General features: G+C 67.3%; 16 protein-coding genes. 2 read left to right on the forward strand and 14 right to left on the reverse strand.

Annotation, left to right across the window (positions count from 1 at the left end; translation table 11 throughout):
- Positions 1-46: 46 nt before the first annotated feature.
- From PFY01_RS02160 to PFY01_RS02200, 9 genes are all read right to left on the reverse strand, one after another.
- Positions 47-1,879 (reverse strand): DUF885 domain-containing protein, encoded by a 1,833-nt coding sequence (locus PFY01_RS02160; protein WP_271042232.1) that lies wholly within the window; start codon positions 1,877-1,879, stop codon positions 47-49.
- 149 nt (positions 1,880-2,028) lie between these two features.
- Positions 2,029-4,263: a polyribonucleotide nucleotidyltransferase gene (pnp, locus tag PFY01_RS02165; RefSeq protein WP_055809759.1), complete on the reverse strand. Its 2,235-nt coding sequence runs from the start codon at positions 4,261-4,263 to the stop codon at positions 2,029-2,031.
- Positions 4,264-4,506: 243 nt separating this feature from the next.
- Positions 4,507-4,776, reverse strand: a complete 270-nt coding sequence (gene rpsO / locus PFY01_RS02170) for a 30S ribosomal protein S15 (protein WP_017506665.1) — start codon at positions 4,774-4,776, stop codon at positions 4,507-4,509.
- A 73-nt stretch (positions 4,777-4,849) separates the two neighbouring features.
- Positions 4,850-5,782 (reverse strand): tRNA pseudouridine(55) synthase TruB, encoded by a 933-nt coding sequence (gene truB / locus PFY01_RS02175; protein WP_271042233.1) that lies wholly within the window; start codon positions 5,780-5,782, stop codon positions 4,850-4,852.
- Between the two features lie 43 nt (positions 5,783-5,825).
- On the reverse strand, positions 5,826-6,278 hold the full coding sequence (gene rbfA, locus PFY01_RS02180) for a 30S ribosome-binding factor RbfA (RefSeq protein ID WP_055809765.1): 453 nt from the start codon (positions 6,276-6,278) through the stop codon (positions 5,826-5,828).
- Positions 6,279-6,343: 65 nt separating this feature from the next.
- Positions 6,344-7,027 carry a DUF2459 domain-containing protein gene (locus tag PFY01_RS02185; protein WP_271042234.1) on the reverse strand — a complete coding sequence of 228 codons (684 nt, stop codon included), beginning with the start codon at positions 7,025-7,027 and terminating at the stop codon, positions 6,344-6,346.
- Positions 7,024-7,575: a hypothetical protein gene (locus PFY01_RS02190; protein ID WP_271042235.1), complete on the reverse strand. Its 552-nt coding sequence runs from the start codon at positions 7,573-7,575 to the stop codon at positions 7,024-7,026. Before PFY01_RS02190 ends, PFY01_RS02185 begins: the two co-directional genes overlap by 4 nt.
- A 70-nt stretch (positions 7,576-7,645) precedes the next feature.
- The gene (locus PFY01_RS02195; RefSeq protein ID WP_271042236.1) at positions 7,646-8,329 is read right to left on the reverse strand and encodes a LolA family protein; all 684 of its coding nucleotides are present in this window, start codon (positions 8,327-8,329) and stop codon (positions 7,646-7,648) included.
- Positions 8,330-8,516: 187 nt separating this feature from the next.
- Positions 8,517-10,928, reverse strand: coding sequence for an FtsK/SpoIIIE family DNA translocase (locus tag PFY01_RS02200; RefSeq protein ID WP_271042237.1), 2,412 nt, complete (start codon positions 10,926-10,928; stop codon positions 8,517-8,519).
- Between the two features lie 140 nt (positions 10,929-11,068).
- On the opposite strand from PFY01_RS02200, the gene PFY01_RS02205 reads away from it, so the two are divergent.
- Positions 11,069-12,325, forward strand: a complete 1,257-nt coding sequence (locus tag PFY01_RS02205) for a UbiH/UbiF/VisC/COQ6 family ubiquinone biosynthesis hydroxylase (protein ID WP_271042238.1) — start codon at positions 11,069-11,071, stop codon at positions 12,323-12,325.
- Here PFY01_RS02205 and PFY01_RS02210 read toward each other — a convergent pair.
- The 5 genes from PFY01_RS02210 to dapF all read right to left on the reverse strand — a co-directional run bounded on the left by PFY01_RS02210 (position 12,322) and on the right by dapF (position 17,720).
- Positions 12,322-13,137 (reverse strand): transglutaminase family protein, encoded by an 816-nt coding sequence (locus PFY01_RS02210; protein WP_271042239.1) that lies wholly within the window; start codon positions 13,135-13,137, stop codon positions 12,322-12,324. The two genes, PFY01_RS02205 and PFY01_RS02210, sit on opposite strands and share 4 nt — an antisense overlap.
- A gap of 12 nt (positions 13,138-13,149) precedes the next feature.
- Positions 13,150-13,551: a YraN family protein gene (locus PFY01_RS02215; protein WP_055755150.1), complete on the reverse strand. Its 402-nt coding sequence runs from the start codon at positions 13,549-13,551 to the stop codon at positions 13,150-13,152.
- A 5-nt stretch (positions 13,552-13,556) separates the two neighbouring features.
- Positions 13,557-14,429 carry a 16S rRNA (cytidine(1402)-2'-O)-methyltransferase gene (gene rsmI / locus PFY01_RS02220; protein ID WP_271042240.1) on the reverse strand — a complete coding sequence of 291 codons (873 nt, stop codon included), beginning with the start codon at positions 14,427-14,429 and terminating at the stop codon, positions 13,557-13,559.
- Entirely contained in the window at positions 14,426-16,756 is a 2,331-nt protein-coding gene (locus PFY01_RS02225) for an NADP-dependent malic enzyme (protein ID WP_271042241.1), read from the reverse strand. Before PFY01_RS02225 ends, rsmI begins: the two co-directional genes overlap by 4 nt.
- A 133-nt stretch (positions 16,757-16,889) precedes the next feature.
- A complete protein-coding gene (gene dapF, locus PFY01_RS02230; RefSeq protein ID WP_271042242.1) occupies positions 16,890-17,720 on the reverse strand; it encodes a diaminopimelate epimerase in 831 nt (276 codons plus the stop codon).
- 40 nt (positions 17,721-17,760) lie between these two features.
- Between dapF and PFY01_RS02235 the strand changes: the two genes are divergently transcribed.
- Complete coding sequence (locus tag PFY01_RS02235) at positions 17,761-18,555, forward strand: potassium channel family protein (protein WP_271042243.1); 795 nt, start codon at positions 17,761-17,763, stop codon at positions 18,553-18,555.
- Positions 18,556-18,601: the final 46 nt, after the last annotated feature.

An 18,601-nucleotide genomic window follows, 5' to 3' on the forward strand; every position in this document is an offset into this window, starting at 1 on the left:
CCGACGTGTCCCGATCCTCTTCGCCGGCCCGGCGCGGCCGCCGTGCTCAGGCCTGGGTCGCGACCCAGCCGTCGACGATCCGCTCCAGCACCGACAGGGGCACGCCGCCGGCGGCGAGCGCCGTGTCGTGGAAGCCCTTGATGTCGAACCTGGGTCCCAGGGTCGTCTTGGCCTTTTCGCGAAGGCGGACCCATTCGTTGTGACCGACCTTGTAGGCGCAGGCTTGGCCCGGCCAGCCGCAGTAGCGTTCGACCTCGGACGTCGCCGCGCCTTCCTGATCGCCATAGGCCTCCATCATGTAGCGGATGCCCTGTTCGCGGCTCCAGCCCTTGGAATGGATGCCGGTGTCGACCACCAGGCGCGCGGCGCGGAACATCAGCGATTGCAGGTAGCCGATCTGACCCACCGGATCGTTCTCATAGGCGCCCAGCTCGTCGGCCAGCTGTTCGGCGTACAGCCCCCAGCCCTCGACGTAGGACGAGAAGCCCAGCAGGTTCATCAGCAGCGGCGCCGACTCGCTCTCCTGCTGCAAGCTGATCTGCAGATGGTGGCCCGGCGTCGCCTCGTGATAGGTCAGGGTCGGCAGGGTCCAGGACGGCCATTCCGCCGTGTCCTTCAGATTGATCCAGTATATGCCGGGCCGCGTCCCATCCAGGCTGGGCGAGTTGTAATAGCCCATCGGCGCGCCGGCCTCGATCTCGGGCGGCACCCGCTTGATCTCGACCTTGGCCTTGGGCAGGCGGCCGAAGGCGTTGGGCAGGCGGGCCTGCATGTCGGCCATCTGGGCGTTCAGCTTGGCGATCAGCTCGGCCTTGCCGGCGTCGGTGTTGGCGTAGACGTATTTGGGATCGTCCCCCAGGGCCTTGATCCGCTCGGCGACCGAACCCTGCGTCAGGCCTTGCGCCTTCAGCAACACATCGGCGCGCGCCGTCAGATCGGCCATCTGTTCCACGCCGGTGCTGTGGATCTCGTCGGCGGTCAGCCGGGTCGTGGTGATGTAGCGTAGGCTATTGGCGTAATACTGCTCGCCCTGCGGCAGGCGGCGCACCGAGGCCTCGTGCACGGCGTTCGGTTGGGCTGCCTTCAGCACGGCGTTCTGGGCGGCCAGGGCCGGATAGACCCGCTCGGTCACAAGCCGTTCGACCTGGGCGCCCCAGTCGCCGGTTAGGCCCTTGGCGCGGGCCCGATCCACGACCGACTGGGTCAGGGGCGAGGTCGCCGCGGGGGTCGCCAGGACGCCGTCCTGCTGGCGGATCGCCTTGGCCAGGATGAAGTCGGGCGGGATGACGCCCAGCGCATAGTCTTCCTTCAATCGATCCGTCTCGGCCAGCAGCACGTCCGCGAAGGCGTTGACGCGGGCGACATAGGCGTCGGCGTCGGCGGCCGTCTCGATGGTGTGCTGGTTGGCCAGGAAGTCAGGCGTGGACTGATAGGCGCCGCCCTGCTGGCTGACGCGGTACGGATTGGGCCAGCCGCCTTGGCCGTAGGGGATGTCGTAGGTGGCGATCACCCCGTCCAGATTCTGGGTCAGGCTGTCGTAGTAGTTGGCGTTGCGGGCATCGAGTTTAGAGCGGTCGATGCGGGACAGTTCGGCGCGTTGGCGACGCGTGAAGGCGCGCTGGTCGTCTTCCTCGGCGCGTGTCGGAACGGTCAGTTTGGACTTGGCGGCGGCGCGGTCGCCCTTGTCCAGGCCGAACATGGTGACGACCTCGGGGCTCTTATCCAGCGTCTGCTCGAACGTGGCGTCCATGAAGGTTTTGAGTTGGGCGGCGGCGTCGCCCTGCGATGCCCCGGCCTGACGCGCGAAGGCGGGTCCGCCCACGGCGACGAGACCGGCGCCCAAGGCGGCGGACTGAAGAAGACGACGACGATCGAACATGGAACGGCCCCTCGAAACTTGGATGCGGCAATGGAAACCGCATGGGCCGAAGCGGCAAGTGAAATCGCGGACAGCCGTTGTGCGGCCCCAAAGAAAAAGGCCCGGCGGATCGCTCCGCCGGGCCTCATCAGTCTTGGATGCGAGATCGCTTAGTCGCGACGACGACGTCCGCGATCGCCACCGCGATCCCCGCCGTCACGTTTCGGACGACCGCCGGTGTCTTCCGACAGGGGCTCTTCGCCGCGCTCGGCGCGCTCGGCGTTAATCTTGGCCGTCAGGTCTTCACCTGTGGCCTGATCGACGACCTTCATCGACAGCTTGGTCTTGCCGCGATCGTCGAAGCCCAGGAACTTGACCTTGACCTCTTGGCCTTCCGACAGGACGTCTGCCGGGTTGGCGACGCGTTCCAGTGCGATCTGGGACACGTGGACCAGGCCGTCCTTGGCGCCGAAGAAGTTCACGAAGGCGCCGAAATCGACGACCTTGACGACCTTGCCGGAGTAGATGGTTCCGACTTCCGGCTCCGAGGCGATGGACTGGATCCAGGCCTTGGCGGCGTCGATCTTCTCCTGGTCGTTGGCGGCGACCTTGATGGTGCCGTCATCGCCGATGTCGATCTTGGCGCCGGTCTTTTCGACGATCTCGCGGATGACCTTGCCGCCCGAACCGATGACTTCACGGATCTTGTCGACGGGGATCTTGACCGTTTCGATCTTGGGCGCGTGTTCACCCAGTTCGGCGCGCGGCGCATCCATAGCCTTGGACATCTCGTCCAAGATGTGAAGGCGACCGGCCGAAGCCTGCGTCAGAGCCTGCTTCATGATCTCCTTGGTGATGCCGGCGACCTTGATGTCCATCTGAAGGCTGGTGATGCCTTCCGATGTGCCGGCGACCTTGAAGTCCATGTCGCCCAGGTGGTCTTCGTCACCCAGGATGTCCGACAGGATGGCGAACTCGCCCGACGGCTCCAGGATCAGGCCCATGGCGATGCCCGAGACCGGACGGACCAGCGGCACGCCGGCGTCCATCAGGGCCAGCGACGAACCGCAGACCGTGGCCATCGAGGACGAGCCGTTCGACTCGGTGATCTCGGAGACCAGGCGGATGGTGTAGGGGAAGTCTTCCTTGGTCGGCAGCATCGGACGGATCGCGCGCCAGGCCAGCTTGCCGTGACCGATTTCGCGACGGCCGGGCGAACCCATACGGCCCGCTTCACCCACCGAATAGGGGGGGAAGTTGTAGTGCAGCAGGAAGTTCTCTTTGTAGGTGCCCTGCAGGCTGTCGATGTACTGCTCGTCCTCGCCGGTCCCCAAGGTGGCGACGACCAGGGCCTGGGTTTCCCCACGCGTGAACAGGGCCGAACCGTGGGTGCGCGGCAGGACGCCGACTTCCGACACGATGGCGCGGACCTTGTCGAGGGCGCGGCCGTCGACGCGGTGCGCGTTCTCGATGATGTCGCGACGCAGGACTTCGGCTTCGCACTCCTTGAAGGCGGCCGAGAACTTGGAACCGTCGACGCCGTCAGGGTTCTCGTCGGTCTTCACCAGCTTGGCGGCGGCGGCTTTCTTGGCCGCGTCGACGCCCGAACGGCGCTCGTATTTGCCGGCGTGGGTGTAGGCGCTCTTGATGTCTTCGCCGACCAGCGACTTGATCGAGGCGACGACGTCGGAGTGGTCTTCGGCCTGGAAGTCGAAGGGCTCCTTGGCGGCGTGTTCAGCCAGTTCGATGATGGCGTCGATCACCGGCTGCATGCCCGCATGCGCGAACATCAGGGCCTCGAGCATCTTTTCTTCCGACAGCTCCTTGGCTTCGGATTCGACCATCATCAGGGCGTCTTGCGTACCGGCGACCACCAGGTCGAGGTCCGAGGACGGGATCAGGTCGATGGCGGGGTTCAGCACCAGTTCGCCGTCGATCAGGCCGACGCGCGCGGCGCCGATGGGGCCCATGAAGGGGACGCCCGAGATGGTCAGGGCGGCCGAGGCGGCGACCATGCCCAGAACGTCGGGGTCGTTTTCCATGTCGTGCTGCAGCACGGTCACGACGACCTGGGTCTCGTTCTTGAAGCCCTTGACGAACAGCGGGCGGATCGGACGGTCGATCAGGCGGGAAACCAGGGTTTCCTTCTCGGACGGACGGCCTTCACGCTTGAAGTAGCCGCCCGGGATCTTGCCGGCGGCGAAGGTCTTTTCCTGGTAGTTGACCGTCAGGGGGAAGAAATCCAGGCCGGGCTTGGGCGCGCGGCCATAGACGACGGTGGCCAGAACCACGGTCTCGCCGTAGGTCGCCAGCACGGCGCCGTCGGCCTGGCGGGCGATGCGGCCCGTTTCCAGGGTCAGCGGGCGGCCGGCCCAGTCGATCGTCTTGCGTTTGATGTCGAACATATTTTGTCTTTCGTATCCCGGACGGCGTATTCCGTGCGGGGTCCCATCATGGGGCGGATGCGTCGGCGTTCAGTCCTTCGATCCAGAGGCCGCCGCGCCATCGCGACGACCGGGAGAGGACCGTCATGGCCCTCGCAGCTGCGCCGGTAAGTCCTGCGGCGCACAGGTCGTGTCTAGTTACACAACGAGGCGCGGACGTGACCGCCCGCGCCTCGAAAGCGTATTCTACACTGTTCCGACGCCTTAGCGGCGCAGGCCCAGTTTGGAGATGAGCGCCTGGTAGCGACCGGCGTCGACCTTGTTCAGGTGGTCGAGCAGGCGGCGACGTTGCGACACCATCTTCAGAAGGCCACGACGCGAGTGGTTGTCCTTCTTGTGGGTCTTGAAGTGTTCGGTGAGGTTGGCGATGCGTTCCGACAGGATCGCGACCTGAACCTCGGCCGAGCCGGTGTCGCCGGCGGAGCGGGCGTTATCGGCGATGATCTCGTGCTTGCGTTCAGCAGTAACCGACATCGTAGTTCTCCCTTGGTGGCCTACCGCGCTTTCGCGCTACTTGAGGCCGGGTTGGAGTCTCCTGATCAGGCGATCAGGAAAGATTGAAAACGCGGTCGGGTTCTAGCCGGCCGGCCCGCAACTGACACAGCGCGACGAGGGTCTGGCCCTGAAAGGCTGAAACCGTGCGCGAACCGCCGGTAAGACGATCCTTTAGGGTTTCCACCTGACGGGGGAGCAGAACGATCGGGCGTCCCTGCCGAAGCGAGAAGGCGTCCTGTTCGTTCACGGCCAGTTCCGGGATGTCGTCCAGAGCGGTCGCGACGGCAAGCAAGCCTTCCGAGGCGGCGCCCCTATGCACCATTTCCTCCAGAGAATCCAGAGTGACGGCGTTTTGGGTGCTGAACGGCCCGACGCGCTCGCGTCTTAGGGCGCTGACATGACCCTCGGCGCCGAGGGCGGCGGCCAGGTCGCGGGCCAGCGAGCGGACATAGACGCCCTTACCTGTGCGGATGGTCAGTTCCACGTGGTCGGCGTCCGGCGCATCCGTCACCTCGGCCGAATGGATCGTCACCCGGCGGGCCTGAAGCTCGAACTCCACGCCGTCGCGGGCCAGGTCATAGGCGCGGGCGCCGTCCACCTTGATCGCGGAAAAGCGGGGCGGCGTCTGGTCGATCTCGCCGACGAAGGCGGGCAGGGCGGCCTTCACCTGATCGACCGTTGGTCGCACGTCGGAGCGGGCGATGATCTCGCCCTCGCGGTCCACGCTGTCGGTCGAGACGCCCCAGTTGATGGTGAAGCGATAGACCTTCTGCGCCTCCATCATCATCGGCACGGTCTTGGTCGCCTCGCCCAGCGCGATGGGCAGGATGCCACTGGCCAGCGGGTCGAGCGTTCCGGCGTGACCGGCCTTCTGGGCGTTGAACAGGCGACGGATGCGGCTGACGGCCTCGGTCGATCCCATCTCGAACGGCTTGTCCAGGCAGACCCAACCGTCGACGATGTCGCCCTTCTTCTTGCGAGCCATTATGCTTGGCCTACCGCGCTTCGCGCTACTTGAGGCCGGAGGATCACTGATCGCCCTCGTCGTCGCGGCGCTCCAGGTCGGCGCGGACGCGGGGGTCGTCGAACAGGCGGTCGATGTGGCTGGCGGCGTCGAAGCTTTCGTCGTGGCGGAACTTCAGATCGGGCGTGAACTTCATGTCCAGGCGGCGGCCCAGCTGGCCGCGCACGAACTTGGCGTGGACGTTCAGCGCCTTGATGATCTCGCTCTCATGGCCATTGGTCGGCGCGGCCTCGACCCCGGCGCCCAGAGGCTCGACGAAACAGGTGGCGTGTTTCAGGTCCGGCGACAGGCGCACTTCGGTCACGGTGATGGACACCCCGGCCAGGGCCTCGTCGCGGATATCCTCCTCGCGCAGGATGTCGACCAGGGCGTGACGGATCAGCTCGCCGGCGCGCAGCTGGCGCTGGCTAGGTCCGGCGGGGCCGGAGGCGTTGCGGGTGTGTTGCTTGTGGGCCATCGGCCTCTCCTTCTTGTCCGCCCGCTGGGGATCGGACCCGGCCGGATAGGCGAAAGTCGGGCGGTCTAGTCCCGCAGCGGGGGTCTGTCCAGTTTTCGCGCCCGTTCGGCGGCCCGAACCGAGCGCATCACCTCGCCCGAGGTGATGGCCGGAACTGGACGGATCGCCACGCCGCCGGCGTTCAGGACACTGGCCGTCCAGTGATTGCACAGGTGCAGTATGGAGAAGGTCTCGCGGCTGGCGAAGAAGCGCGCGTCGTCGCCGGGACGCAGGGCTGCGATGTGCGGCCGGCCGTTCGACAGATCAAGCGAGGCCTCGACCCGCGCGGCCAGACGCTCGAAGCGGGCGCGGCTCAGGGTCAGGGCGGCGCTGTCTTCGCCATAGGTCAGGCGCGGATCGTCGTGTCGAGGGGCCAGCATCAGCACCGATCGATTGCCGGGATGCAGAAAGGCGCGCGCCCCGTCGGGCAGCCGATCCGAAATCGGCCGCTGATCGACGTAGAATTTCGCATCGCCCCAGCCGATCAAAATCCAGTCGCCGGGCGCCAAGGATTGGACTGCAAGCGCAAGAGGACCGCCGCGGCGTTCCAGCGCGGCGCGCGGCACGGCGATATCGGTGTGAAAGCCGTTGTCGAGCACCTGAATGACGACAGGGTCTGTCGCCGTCCCATCCGTCGCGCCCGGCCGGGTCCAGGTCAGAAGCGCGGCGACTAGTCCGGCCAAGGCCGCCAGCACCAGACCACGGATCATCGGCTGAGGTCCAAGACGGCGCACAGGCGGTCGTCGGCCAGTAGGGCCCCCGGCGGCGGCCCCTGTCGCACCGGCATCAGGACGAAACCGTCGCGCCGCACGGCCAAGGCCAGCCATCCGACGGGATGACCGGCGCACAGCCGCGTGTCGTCGTCAGCCGTGACACGCCGCACCTCGATCTGGGCCATCGGCGGTACGACCATGGCGTCGGTGAAACTTTTTGAGACGCTGGCCTGCTGATCCGCTTGAACCAGCCGATGGGGCGCCGAGTTCAGCCGGCCGCCCGCGGTCGTGCTCAGCGCGCCGCCGTCCACGTCAAGCACCATGTCAGACTTGGCCGCGACGTAGCGCCCGGACAGCATGACTTCCCCGACCTCGACCTGTCCATACACACGAGGTCCGACAGGCGCGTCGATCGGCGCGATCAGGCGGTTCAGTGCGGGTTCGACCACCAGTGCGCCTAGCAGGAACAGAGCAAAGGCGCCCGCGCCGACCGCCGCGATCCATTTCAGCGATGGGACGCCGGATGGCGGGGCGGTCGCGCTCATGCGGCCAGTCTAGCGAAACAGGGGTTGAGGAATGGTCACCCGCCCCCAGAACACCCTAGACTGAACGCCCTTAGTTGCGGCCGGGACGACGGGTCGGATCGCTGAGCTGGAACAGGCGCGCAGACAGGCCAGACGCGGGCCGCAGCGCGGTCAACTGGGTCCGGGTGCGGGCGCCCTGCGGATCGGTGATGGTCCACTCTTGCAGACGCATCGGATTGCCGGCGAAGGCCAGCACGACCTGACCGTCGTTCGGGCGGTTGGAATCCCGCGCCGTGATGGCGAAGGCGCCCGAAGCCATCCGGTTCACGCGCTCGATGCGCACGCCCTGGTCCAGCCGCACATTACGCGCCAGGAAGGTAGACAGCGGGGTGCGACCCAGCGGCACCTGCTGGAAGCTGTTCAGGCGCGGATCGTAGCGTTTGACATTATAGCCGTCCGACACCACCAGCAGACCGGCCGGGTTGGTGTATTCGAACCGCATCTTGCCCGGACGCTGCAGATAGAAGCGGCCTTGGCGCGTCTGGCCGTTCGGACCCGTTTCGGTGAAGGTTCCTTGCGCCGAGGTCAGGGCCTGCAGATAGCCCTGCGCCTGTTGCACCACGGCGCGATCCTCAGCCGACAGGTTGGACTGGGCGTGGGCGGCGTCGAAGGCGCCCAGCGCGATCAGGCCGGTCGTCAGGCCGGCGCCCAGCAGCAGGCTGCGGCGGTGCAGGTCGGATGTGGCCATAGCCACGGTCTTGGCGCGCGAGGTCATGAAGTTCGTCTCCCGTTCGGGATGGTTGTCGATCCTGCCGTCTTGCCCGGTCGGCTTGGCGTTGGAATGACGCGAGCCTGACCATATTCCGGCGCTGCGATGAAGCCCTGTTCATCGAAATGCTGAAGCTTGGACGCGATAGCGGGTCAGACAACGGCTCCGAGCCGCAGCCGTTCCTCGATTTTCGTCACACCATCGGCGGCGGGCCGGCCAGGACGTCGCGCTTGCCCGCGTGGTTGGCGGGGCTGACCACGCCTTCCTGCTCCATTCGCTCGATCAGGGAGGCGGCGCGGTTGTAGCCGATCTGCAGTCGGCGCTGGACGTAGCTGGTCGAGGCCTTGCGGTCGCGGGTGACCACGGCGACGGCGCGATCGTACAGGTCGTCGCCCGAGCCTCCGCCGCCGCCTTCGTCATAGCCGTTGTCGCCGTCGCCGTCCGGCTCGTCGGTGATCAGATCCAGATAGTCGGGCTCGGCCTGCGCCTTCAGGTGTTTGCAGACGTCCTCGACTTCCTTGTCGTCGACGAACGGGCCGTGCAGGCGGGTGATCCGCCCGCCGCCGGCCATGTAGAGCATGTCGCCCTGGCCCAGCAGCTGCTCGCCGCCCTGCTCGCCCAGGATGGTGCGGCTGTCGATCTTGGACGTGACCTGGAAGGAGATCCGGGTCGGGAAGTTGGCCTTGATGGTGCCGGTGATGACGTCCACCGACGGGCGCTGGGTCGCCATGATCAGGTGAATGCCGGCGGCGCGGGCCATCTGGGCCAGACGCTGAACCGCGCCCTCGACGTCCTTGCCGGCGACCAACATCAGGTCGGCCATCTCGTCCATGACCACGACCAGGAAGGGCAGGGGTTCGGGGCGGATCTTCTCGGACTCATAGACCGGGCGGCCGTGGTCGTCGAAGCCGGTCTGGACCGTGCGTTCGAAATGCTCGCCCTTGGCCTGGGCCTCTCGGGCGCGCTCGTTGTAGCTGGCGATGTTGCGCACCCCCAGCTTGGACATGCGGCGATAGCGATCCTCCATCTCGCGCACCGTCCACTTCAGGGCGACGACGGCCTTCTTCGGATCGGTCACGACCGGCGCAAGCAAGTGCGGGATGCCGTCATAGACCGACAGCTCCAGCATCTTGGGGTCGATCATGATGAAGCGGCATTCGGCCGGGCTGTGGCGATACAGGATCGACAGGATCATGGCATTGACCCCGACCGATTTGCCCGAGCCCGTGGTGCCCGCGATCAAGAGGTGAGGCATCCGCGCCAGGTCGGCGACATAGGGTTCTCCGCCGATGGTCTCACCAAGCGCCAGGGGCAGCAGGTGACCCTTCTTGTCGTATTCGGCGCTAGCCAGAAGGTCGCGCAGATACACGGTCTCGCGCTTGGCGTTGGGCAGTTCGATGCCAATGGCGTTGCGGCCCTGGACCACGGAAATACGACAGGCGCGGGCGGACATCGACCGGGCGATATCGTCGGCCAGGGCGACCACCCGGCCGTGCTTCACGCCCGGCGCGGGCACCAGTTCGTAGAGCGTCACGACAGGGCCGGGGCGGATCTGGTCGATCACGCCGCGCACGCCGAACTCCTGCAGCACGCCTTCCAGCATCTTGGCGTTCTGTTTCAGCGAGTCCTCGTCCACCGAGCCGACGCGCTGGGCCGGCTTGGTCAGGATGCCGAGCGGCGGCAGATCGAAATCGCCTTCCGGCCGCACGAAGTCGAAGGCCTGCTGGTCCACGTCGTCCTTGCGGGCCTTGGGCGCCTTGACCGCGGCGACGCGCGGCTCGACCGGGCGGGCGGCCGAGGGGCGGGGCGCGGGCTGGACGGCGTCGTCCTCCCAAGGCGGCAGGTCATCATAGGCGGTCTGAGGCGGCTCTTCTGCATAGATCGGGGCCAGCGGAGGCTCTTCCAGTGGCGCGGCGCGGGGCGCTCGGGCCTTGGCAGGCGCCTTTTCGCGGGCGGCCTGGGGCTTCGGCTGAGGCGGCGCGGGTGCGCGCAGCGACTTGCCCCAGTGCAGGGCGTCCAGAAAATCCATGGCGCGCAGGCCGATGGCGAAACCGACCAGCCACAGCCCAGCGACCAGGAAGACGAGGCCTGCAATGATGCGGCCGCCGGGGATATGCAGGGCGCCGAGACCGCGCGCCGCCAGGCCTGTCACCGCATCGCCCCACAGACCGCCCAGACCGGCGGCGAGCGGCCAGGCGGCGGGCGCGGCCAGGGCGGCGAGCGCGCTGGACAGCAGCAGCACCCCGCCGGTCGCGGCCAGAGCTTTCAACGGCGTGGGCTTGAGCCTTTGCTGGATCGCATCGCCGACCGCGCGCGCCAGGCCGAAGGCGACCAGCAGCAGGGCGGCGGGCCAGGCTGCGAGACCCAGCGATTGCATGAACAGGTCGGCGAACAGGGCGCCGTTCGCCCCCAGCCAGTTGGTCGTCGGCAGGCTGGAGGCGGCGTTCAGACTGGCGTCCGCCGGATTCCACGACACCAGGGCGACCAGCAGCAGGGTCGCCAGCAGGGCCTGCAAGACGCCCCTGAACCGCACCACGAAGGGCGCGTCCCACAGGATGCGGGCGCTGATCCAGGCCTGGCGGCCGATGACGAGGGCGGTGGACATGAAGGATCGAACCTTCCTGCGGCTGACGTTCAGCCGCCTTTGTCGCACCCACAGGGTTAAGGGGCTGTTTACCAGCTTGGCCTTGGCGATGGACAAACCGTCCTCTGGACCTTTGGCCGCGACGGCGCGACAAGCCTTCCATGGCTGATACCGAACGCTACGACATCGTCATCGCCGGCGCGGGGCTGACCGGGGCGGCCTTCGCCCTGGCGGCGGCGCAAGGCGGGTTGAAGGTCGTGATGGTCGATCCGCAGCCGTTCAGCGCCCAGTTGGCGCCGACCTTCGACGGCCGTTCGACCGCCGTGGCCTTTTCGACCTTCCGCATGCTGGACGCGCTGGGCTTGGGCGAAACCCTGCGTCCCCACGCCTGTCGGATGGATCATATTCTGGTGACGGACGGGCGTCGGCCGGGCGCGGCCAGTCGGTCCGCCTCGCCCGCCTTCCTGCGCTTCGACGCCGATGAGATCGGCGGCCGCACCGGCGGCGAGCCGCTGGGCTATATGGTCGAGAACCGCCGCATCCGCGCGGCCCTGGCCGAGGCGGTGACGCGCGCGGGGATCGCGGTGCGAGCCCCAGCTTCTGTCGCCAGCGTCGAGACGGATGCGGGCAAGGCGACCGTGACTCTGGCCGATGGATCGACCCTGATCGCGCCCCTGGTCGTCGGCGCCGAGGGGCGAGGCTCGGCCGTGCGCCGCGCGGCCGGGATCGAGACCGTCGGCTGGGGCTATGGCCAGAGCGGCGTGGTTGCGACGGTGCGGCTGGGTCGCGACCACGGCAATGTCGCGCACGAATATTTCCTACCCAGCGGCCCCTTCGCCATACTGCCTCTGACGGATCAGCGCGCCAGCCTAGTCTGGACCGAGACGACGCGACGGGGCGAGGCGCTGCGCGACGCCTCGGACGACGCCTTCCACGCCCATCTGATGCGGCGGTTTGGGGAGTTTCTTGATGGCGCGACGGTCGAGGGTCCGCGCTTCGTCTATCCGCTGTCGCTCAGCCTGGCGGAAAAACTGATCGCGCCGCGCATCGCCCTGATCGGGGATGCGGCGCACGGTGTTCACCCCGTCGCCGGTCAGGGTCTGAACATGGGGCTGAAGGATGCGGCGGCTCTGGCCGAGGTGCTGGCCGAGGCCGCGCGCCTGGGCGAGGACATCGGGTCGGAAACCGTTCTGGAGCGCTATGCGCGATGGCGCCGGTTTGACAATGCGGCCCTGGCGGCGGGTTTCGACGCCTTCGTACGCCTGTTCTCGAACGACATCGCGCCGGTGCGTCTGGCGCGCGATTTGGGCATGGCGGCGGTCAACCGCATCGGCCCTCTGCGCCGCGCCTTCATGCAGGAGGCGGGCGGCGCGACAGGCGACTTGCCTCGCCTGCTGCGTGGCGAGGCCGTCGTCTAGTTCAACTGCATCCGCACGCGTTCGAAGGTCGTGAACCGCCGCGCCTCTTCGACGCCGTCCAGACCCTGGGCGTGCGCCAAGGCTTGCAACGAGCCGGCCAGAGCGCCCTGTTTTTCGCGCGCCGAGGCGACGTCGAGCCACGGTCGGTGGTCCTCGGGATCCAGCAGGGCGCGCCGCAGGGCCGACCGCTCGGCGCCTTCATAGTCCCGACCTCGAATAGCGCGGCTGAACAGCACATTCTGCAGCCGGATCAGCGACTGACGATCGGTCACCGGCGCCATCAGAAGATCCAGCCGATCCGCGACGTGCGGCATCAGACCGGCGCGAAGCGCGCGCCGGGTCAGTTCGCTGGGCAGGATCAGCCGCCCCTGGCTGAATGGGTCCAGGGCGACGGGACCTTCGGGCGTCTCGACGCGAACCATGAAATGGCCGGGAAAATCGACGCCGGCCGCCGTGATGCCGGCCGCGCGCGCCGCGTGCAGATAGAAGACCGCCAGCACGGCGGACAGGCCGCGCCGCCGCTCGGCGACCGCGATGATGTCGGTGTTGTCGGGATGGTCGTAATGGATCAGGTCGCCGTTCAGCCGCAGGTCGGCGCACAGGGTTTCGGCCAGGGCCTCGTCAGGGCCTTCGCCGCCGATCCGCTCCTTCAGCCGCTCGCAGGCGTTGCGGGCCAGCGCGCGTACAGGCTCGGGATCACGCAACGGATGGTCATGGATGGCGCAGGCGATCGCCGCCTCCAGCAGGGGGAAGGCGTCGTCTTCGGCCTGACCGGCGGCGGTCAGGACGGCCTCGGCCTCCTCGCGCGTCATGCGATCCCCTCGTCAGCGCCTTTCGACGCCGCGAAGATGACGTGGAACGCGCCAAGGAGCCAGCGCCACCATATCAATTCTCAATTCCAGACGTTGCAGGCCTGGCCGATTGCGCCGGATCGCCTCGCCCGCCGCGATCAGTCGATCGTATTGGACCGGCTTCAGCGCCAGGAGGGCCGCCTCCATCGTCGCGCGGCGTTTGACCTCGACGACCGCCAACACCCGACCGCGACAGACCAGCAGATCGATCTCGCCGGCCCGGCTCTTCAGACGGAACCCCAGCACGCGATAGCCGCGCAGGATGAGCCAGAAGGCCGCGATCCATTCGGCGGCGTGACCGGACTTGAACGCCGCCCCGCCCTTCGCCTGACGCCACGCCGCCTTGGGGCGACGGACCGGCGCGGGGCGAGACAGGCGCTTCACTTGCCCTTCAGCTCCAGCGCCCGGCGATACAGGGTCTTTCGGTTCAGCCCCAGGGCCTTGGCCACCTCGGAGGCAGCGTCGCCGGTGGACAGGGTCCGGAGCGCGTCGATCAGGGCGGCGTCCGCGTCGGCTTCGGTCGCCTGGATTTCTTCGCCGGGGCCGACCACCACGACGATCTCGCCCTTGGGACTGTCCAGGCGAGGATCGACGGCCAAGTCGTTCAGCGTCCCGCGCACGCACTCTTCATAGAGTTTGGTCAGCTCGCGGGCGACGGCGGCGGGGCGCGGACCCAGCACGGCGGCCATGTCGGTCAAACTGTCCTTCAGGCGCGGCCCGCTTTCGAAGAAGACCAGCGTCTGGCGCTGGCTCTTCAAGCCTTCCAGCGCGGCGGTGCGGCCTGCCGTCTTGGGCGGCAGGAAGCCGGCGAACAGCACCCGGTCGGCCGGCAAGCCGGCGATGCAGAGGGCGGCCAACAGACTTGAGGCGCCGGGGATCGGATGGACGGGCAGGCCCTCGGCGATCACCGCGCGGGCGACGACGAAGCCGGGGTCGCTGACCAGAGGCGTGCCCGCATCCGAAACCAGGGCCACCACCTGACCCTCACGCAGCCGTTCGATCGCCTGTTCGGCGGCGCGGCCGGACGCATGGTCGTCGCAGCGTTCCAGCCTGGCCTTCAGTCCATAGGCGCTCAGCAGTTTGGCGGTGACGCGGGTGTCCTCGGCCAGCACCAGATCGGCGGCGGCCAGCACGTCCAGCGCCCTCAGCGTCATGTCGCGCAGATTCCCGATCGGGGTGGCGACCAGATAGAGGCCCGGCTCCACCCGCCGGGGCGGCGGGGCGGCGGGTGGAAAGGGCGAAGGTTCGCTCAACGCTCGACCACGGCCGCGGGGGGGCGCGGCGCCGAGGTCAGGCCCGAGCCCTGGAAGGCGGGACCGGCGTCATAGGCGGCGAAGGTGGCGGCGGTGATGATCTCGCTGACCGAGGCGCCCAAGCTGACGATCTGCACCGGCTTCTCCAGACCGACCAGCAACGGTCCGATCACGGTCGCGCCGCCCAGGGCCTGAACCAGCTTGGTCGAGATGGCGGCGGAATGGATGGCGGGCATGACTAGGACGTTGGCCGGCTTGGTCAGGCGGTTGAAGGCGTAGGCCGAATGCCCCTTGGGATCCAGCGCGACTTCCGGCGGCATTTCGCCCTCGTATTCGAAATCGACGCCCTTCTTGTCCAGGATGCGGATCGCCTCGCGCACCTTCTCGGCGCGGTCGCCGGGCGGGTTTCCGAAGGTGGAATAGGACAGGAAGGCCACGCGCGGATTGCGACCCAGCTTCCTGACCGTATCGGCCGCCTTGACCGCGATGTCGGCCAACTCCTCGGCGTTGGGCAGTTCATGAATGGTGGTGTCGGCGACGAACAGGGTGCGGCCCTTGGCCAGCAGGATCGACAGGCCGATCAGGGTGTCGTCCACGTCCAGCACGCGCTGGACCTCCTTCAGCGCCATGTTGAAGTTGCGGGTCACGCCCGCGACCATGGCGTCGGCCCGGCCCTTGGCGACCAGGGTGGCGGCGAAATAGTTGCGGTCCTGATTGATCATCCGCTGGACGTCTCGGCGCAGATAGCCCCGGCGCTGCAGCTTTTCGTAAAGCCAGTCGGTGTCCTCGACATTGTGGTCGGAGACGCGGGCGTTGGTGATCTCGATGCCCAGCTCGTCGAAGTTCAGACCGGCCTCGGCGGCGTTCTGACGGATCAGATCCTCGCGTCCGACCAGGATCGGCGTGCCCAGGTCGGCCTGTTTGAAGCCCCAGGCGGCGCGGATGACGGCCGGTTCCTCGCCCTCGGCGAAGACGACGCGCTTGTTCGGCCCGCCGCGTACGGCCGAGCTGATCTTCTGCATCAGGGCGGCGGACGGATCGACGCGCGAACGCAGCGCGTGGCGATAGGCGTCCATATCCTCGATCTGGACGCGGGCCACGCCGGTGTCCATCGCCGCCTGGGCGATGAAGGGCGGGATGTACCAGATCAGTCTGGGGTCGAACGGCGTCGGGATGATGTAGTCCGGCCCGAACTTCAGCTTGCGCCCGCGATAGGCGGCGGCGACCTCGTCCGGCACGTCTTCGCGCGCCAGTGCGGCCAGGGCCTGGGCGCAGGCGATCTTCATCTCGTGGTTCACGCGGCGCGCGCGCACGTCCAGCGCGCCCCGGAACAGATAGGGGAAGGCCAGGACGTTGTTGACCTGGTTCACATAGTCCGAGCGGCCCGTGGCGATGATGGCGTCCGAACGCACGGACTTGACGTCTTCGGGCGTGATCTCGGGATCCGGGTTGGCCATGGCGAAGATGATCGGATTGGGCGCCATCGACGCCACCATCTCCTTGGTGATCGCGCCCTTGGCGGACAGGCCCAGCACCACGTCGGCGCCGACCATGGCCTCGGCCAGGGTGCGCAGGGGCGTGTCGGTCGCGTGGGCGGCCTTCCACTGGTCCATGCCGTGGTCGCGCCCCTTGTAGACGACGCCGTCGCGGTCGCAGATCACGGTGTTCTCGGCCTTGACGCCCGCCGCCTTCATCAGGGCGATGGAGGACAGGCCCGCCGCCCCGGCGCCGGCCAGCACGACCTTAATCTCGTCCAGCTTCTTGCCGGCGATGTGGACAGCATTGATCAGGCCGGCGGTCGAGATGATGGCCGTGCCGTGCTGGTCGTCATGGAAGACGGGGATATCCAGCAGGTCCTGAAGCTCGCTTTCGATGACGAAGCATTCGGGGGACTTGATGTCTTCCAGATTGATGCCGCCCCAGGTGTCGCCGATGTTCTTGACGACGGTGATGAACTCGTCCGGGTCGGTCGTCTTCACCTCCACGTCGAAGCTGTCGACGTCGGCGAACCGTTTGAACAGGACCGACTTGCCCTCCATCACCGGCTTGGAGGCCATGTGGCCCAGGTTGCCCAGACCCAGGATGGCGGTGCCGTTCGAGATCACGGCGACAAGATTGCCCTTTGAGGTGTAGTCGTAGGCCTTGTCCGCATCGGCGGCGATGGCCAGGACCGGCACGGCCACGCCCGGCGAATAGGCCAGCGACAGGTCGCGCTGGGTCGCCATCGGCTTGGTCGGCGCCATGGAAATCTTGCCCGGCGTGGGGATGCGGTGGAAGTCCAGCGCTTCTTCGTCGGAGAAGGTCTGTTTTTCGGTCTGATCGGGCATCGGTCGTCCAGGGCGTCGGCGTGGCTGTAACCGTTCGTGTCCTAGAGCTTGGGAGGGGCCGCGCCAACCCTTGACGCGGAGGAAGCCTGAGCAATCGGCCCCGAGCTTGACCTGCGCGTTAGCGTCAACCTCGTCAGATCGCCAGCACGCCCGTCCGCTCGATCTCGACCGGCCCGGTCATCAGGACATGATCGGTCTGCGCATCCCAGTCGATGACCAGTTCGCCGCCATCGACGACCACCGTGGCCTTGCGGTCGGTCAGGCCCCTCCGCGCCGTGGCGACCAGGGCGGCGCAGGCGCCGGTGCCGCAGGCCTTGGTCAGTCCGGCCCCACGCTCCCAGACCCGCAGGCGGATGTGGTCTCGGTCCAGCACATTGGCGAAGCCGACATTGACCCCTTGCGGGAACAGCGGGTGATGCTCGACCAGCGAGCCGGATCCGGTGACGAAGCCGTCGTCCTGGCGGTCGGTGAAGAAGACCACATGCGGATTGCCCATCGAGACGGTGCCGGGCGTATGCAGGATCGGGGCGTCGATGGGCCCGACCTGAAGCTCGATCCCGCGCGTATCCATCTCCTCGGCCAGCGGCACCTGGGTCCAGTCCAAGCGAGGCTTGCCCATGTCGACGGTCACACGGTGATCGCCCGCGCGGGTGGCGGTGGTCGGGCCGCCCGCCGTGTCGATCACCACGCGGTCCGAGGCGTTCGCCTGCATCAACAGCCAGCCGACGCAGCGCAGGGCGTTGCCGCAGGTCTCCACCATCGATCCATCGGCGTTCCAGACCCGCATGAAGGCGTCGGCCGTGTCTGACGGTTCGATGGCGATCAGCTGGTCGAACCCCTCGCCCGTCTGCCGGTCGCCCAGAGTACGAATCTGGTCTTCATTCGGAGCGAACGGCTGTTCCAGCGCATTGACGACGACGAAATCATTGCCGGCGCCGTTCATCTTGACGAAAGGACGGGTCATGCAGGCCATATAGGCCGAACCCAGCGTCCCGGAAACCAGCGTGTCCCAGACCGAAACCGACCCCAAGGACGACGGCCTGCGCCTGCGGGCCCGGCTGCGATATCTGTATCACGGCAGCCAGCCAGCGGCGGTGAAGTTTCGGTTGACCGTCATCGTGATCGACCTGGCGATCATCGGCTTTTTCCTTGCAGCGCCCATCCTGAAGAACATGGGCTGGGCCTTCTATGCGCTGGACTATTTCATCGCCGCCATTCTGGCTCTGGATCTGGCCGCGCGGGCCTATGCCTACGCGAACATCAAGGACTGGCTGAAGCGTCCGATCGTCTGGGTCGACCTGTTCGTTCTGGCGACCCTGCTGTTTCCGGCCTGGCTGTTCAACCTCGGCTTCCTGCGAATGCTGCGGCTGTGGACCCTGCTGAACTCGGACTTCTTCTGGCGCACCGTGGGGGCGCGGTTCGATGATACGCGGGTGGAGGGGATCGCTCGCGCCCTGGCCAATCTGATCACCTTCGTCTTCGTGGCGACCGGCTTCGTCTATGCGACCTTCAGGGGGCACGACGGCATCTCCGGCTATGTGGATGCGCTGTATTTCACGGTGGCGACCCTGACGACGACCGGGTTCGGCGACGTCACCCTGCCGGGGCCGTGGGGGCGCTTGTTGTCCATCGCCGTCATGCTGGTCGGCATCACCCTGTTCCTGCGCCTGGCCCAGGCCCTGATCCGACCGCACAAGGTGCATTTCCCCTGCGACCGCTGCGGCCTGCAGAACCACGATCCCGACGCCGTCCACTGCAAGGCGTGCGGCAAGCTGCTCTGTATTCCCGACGAAGGATGAGGCGTTAGGTCCGTCGGTGTGACAAAACGGTAAGGTCGCACGGCTT

This window comes from Brevundimonas vesicularis (genome assembly GCF_027886425.1).
In the GTDB taxonomy this organism is placed as follows: Bacteria; Pseudomonadota; Alphaproteobacteria; order Caulobacterales; family Caulobacteraceae; genus Brevundimonas; species Brevundimonas vesicularis_C.

Coding starts and splice junctions, on each gene's coding strand:
- PFY01_RS02160 (WP_271042232.1), bottom strand. CDS start 1,879: ATGTTCGATCGTCGTCGTCTTCTTCAGTCCGCCGCCTTGGGCGCCGGT.
- pnp (WP_055809759.1), bottom strand. CDS start 4,263: ATGTTCGACATCAAACGCAAGACGATCGACTGGGCCGGCCGCCCGCTG.
- rpsO (WP_017506665.1), bottom strand. CDS start 4,776: ATGTCGGTTACTGCTGAACGCAAGCACGAGATCATCGCCGATAACGCC.
- truB (WP_271042233.1), bottom strand. CDS start 5,782: ATGGCTCGCAAGAAGAAGGGCGACATCGTCGACGGTTGGGTCTGCCTG.
- rbfA (WP_055809765.1), bottom strand. CDS start 6,278: ATGGCCCACAAGCAACACACCCGCAACGCCTCCGGCCCCGCCGGACCT.
- PFY01_RS02185 (WP_271042234.1), bottom strand. CDS start 7,027: ATGATCCGTGGTCTGGTGCTGGCGGCCTTGGCCGGACTAGTCGCCGCG.
- PFY01_RS02190 (WP_271042235.1), bottom strand. CDS start 7,575: ATGAGCGCGACCGCCCCGCCATCCGGCGTCCCATCGCTGAAATGGATC.
- PFY01_RS02195 (WP_271042236.1), bottom strand. CDS start 8,329: ATGACCTCGCGCGCCAAGACCGTGGCTATGGCCACATCCGACCTGCAC.
- PFY01_RS02200 (WP_271042237.1), bottom strand. CDS start 10,928: ATGTCCACCGCCCTCGTCATCGGCCGCCAGGCCTGGATCAGCGCCCGC.
- PFY01_RS02205 (WP_271042238.1), top strand. CDS start 11,069: ATGGCTGATACCGAACGCTACGACATCGTCATCGCCGGCGCGGGGCTG.
- PFY01_RS02210 (WP_271042239.1), bottom strand. CDS start 13,137: ATGACGCGCGAGGAGGCCGAGGCCGTCCTGACCGCCGCCGGTCAGGCC.
- PFY01_RS02225 (WP_271042241.1), bottom strand. CDS start 16,756: ATGCCCGATCAGACCGAAAAACAGACCTTCTCCGACGAAGAAGCGCTG.
- dapF (WP_271042242.1), bottom strand. CDS start 17,720: ATGACCCGTCCTTTCGTCAAGATGAACGGCGCCGGCAATGATTTCGTC.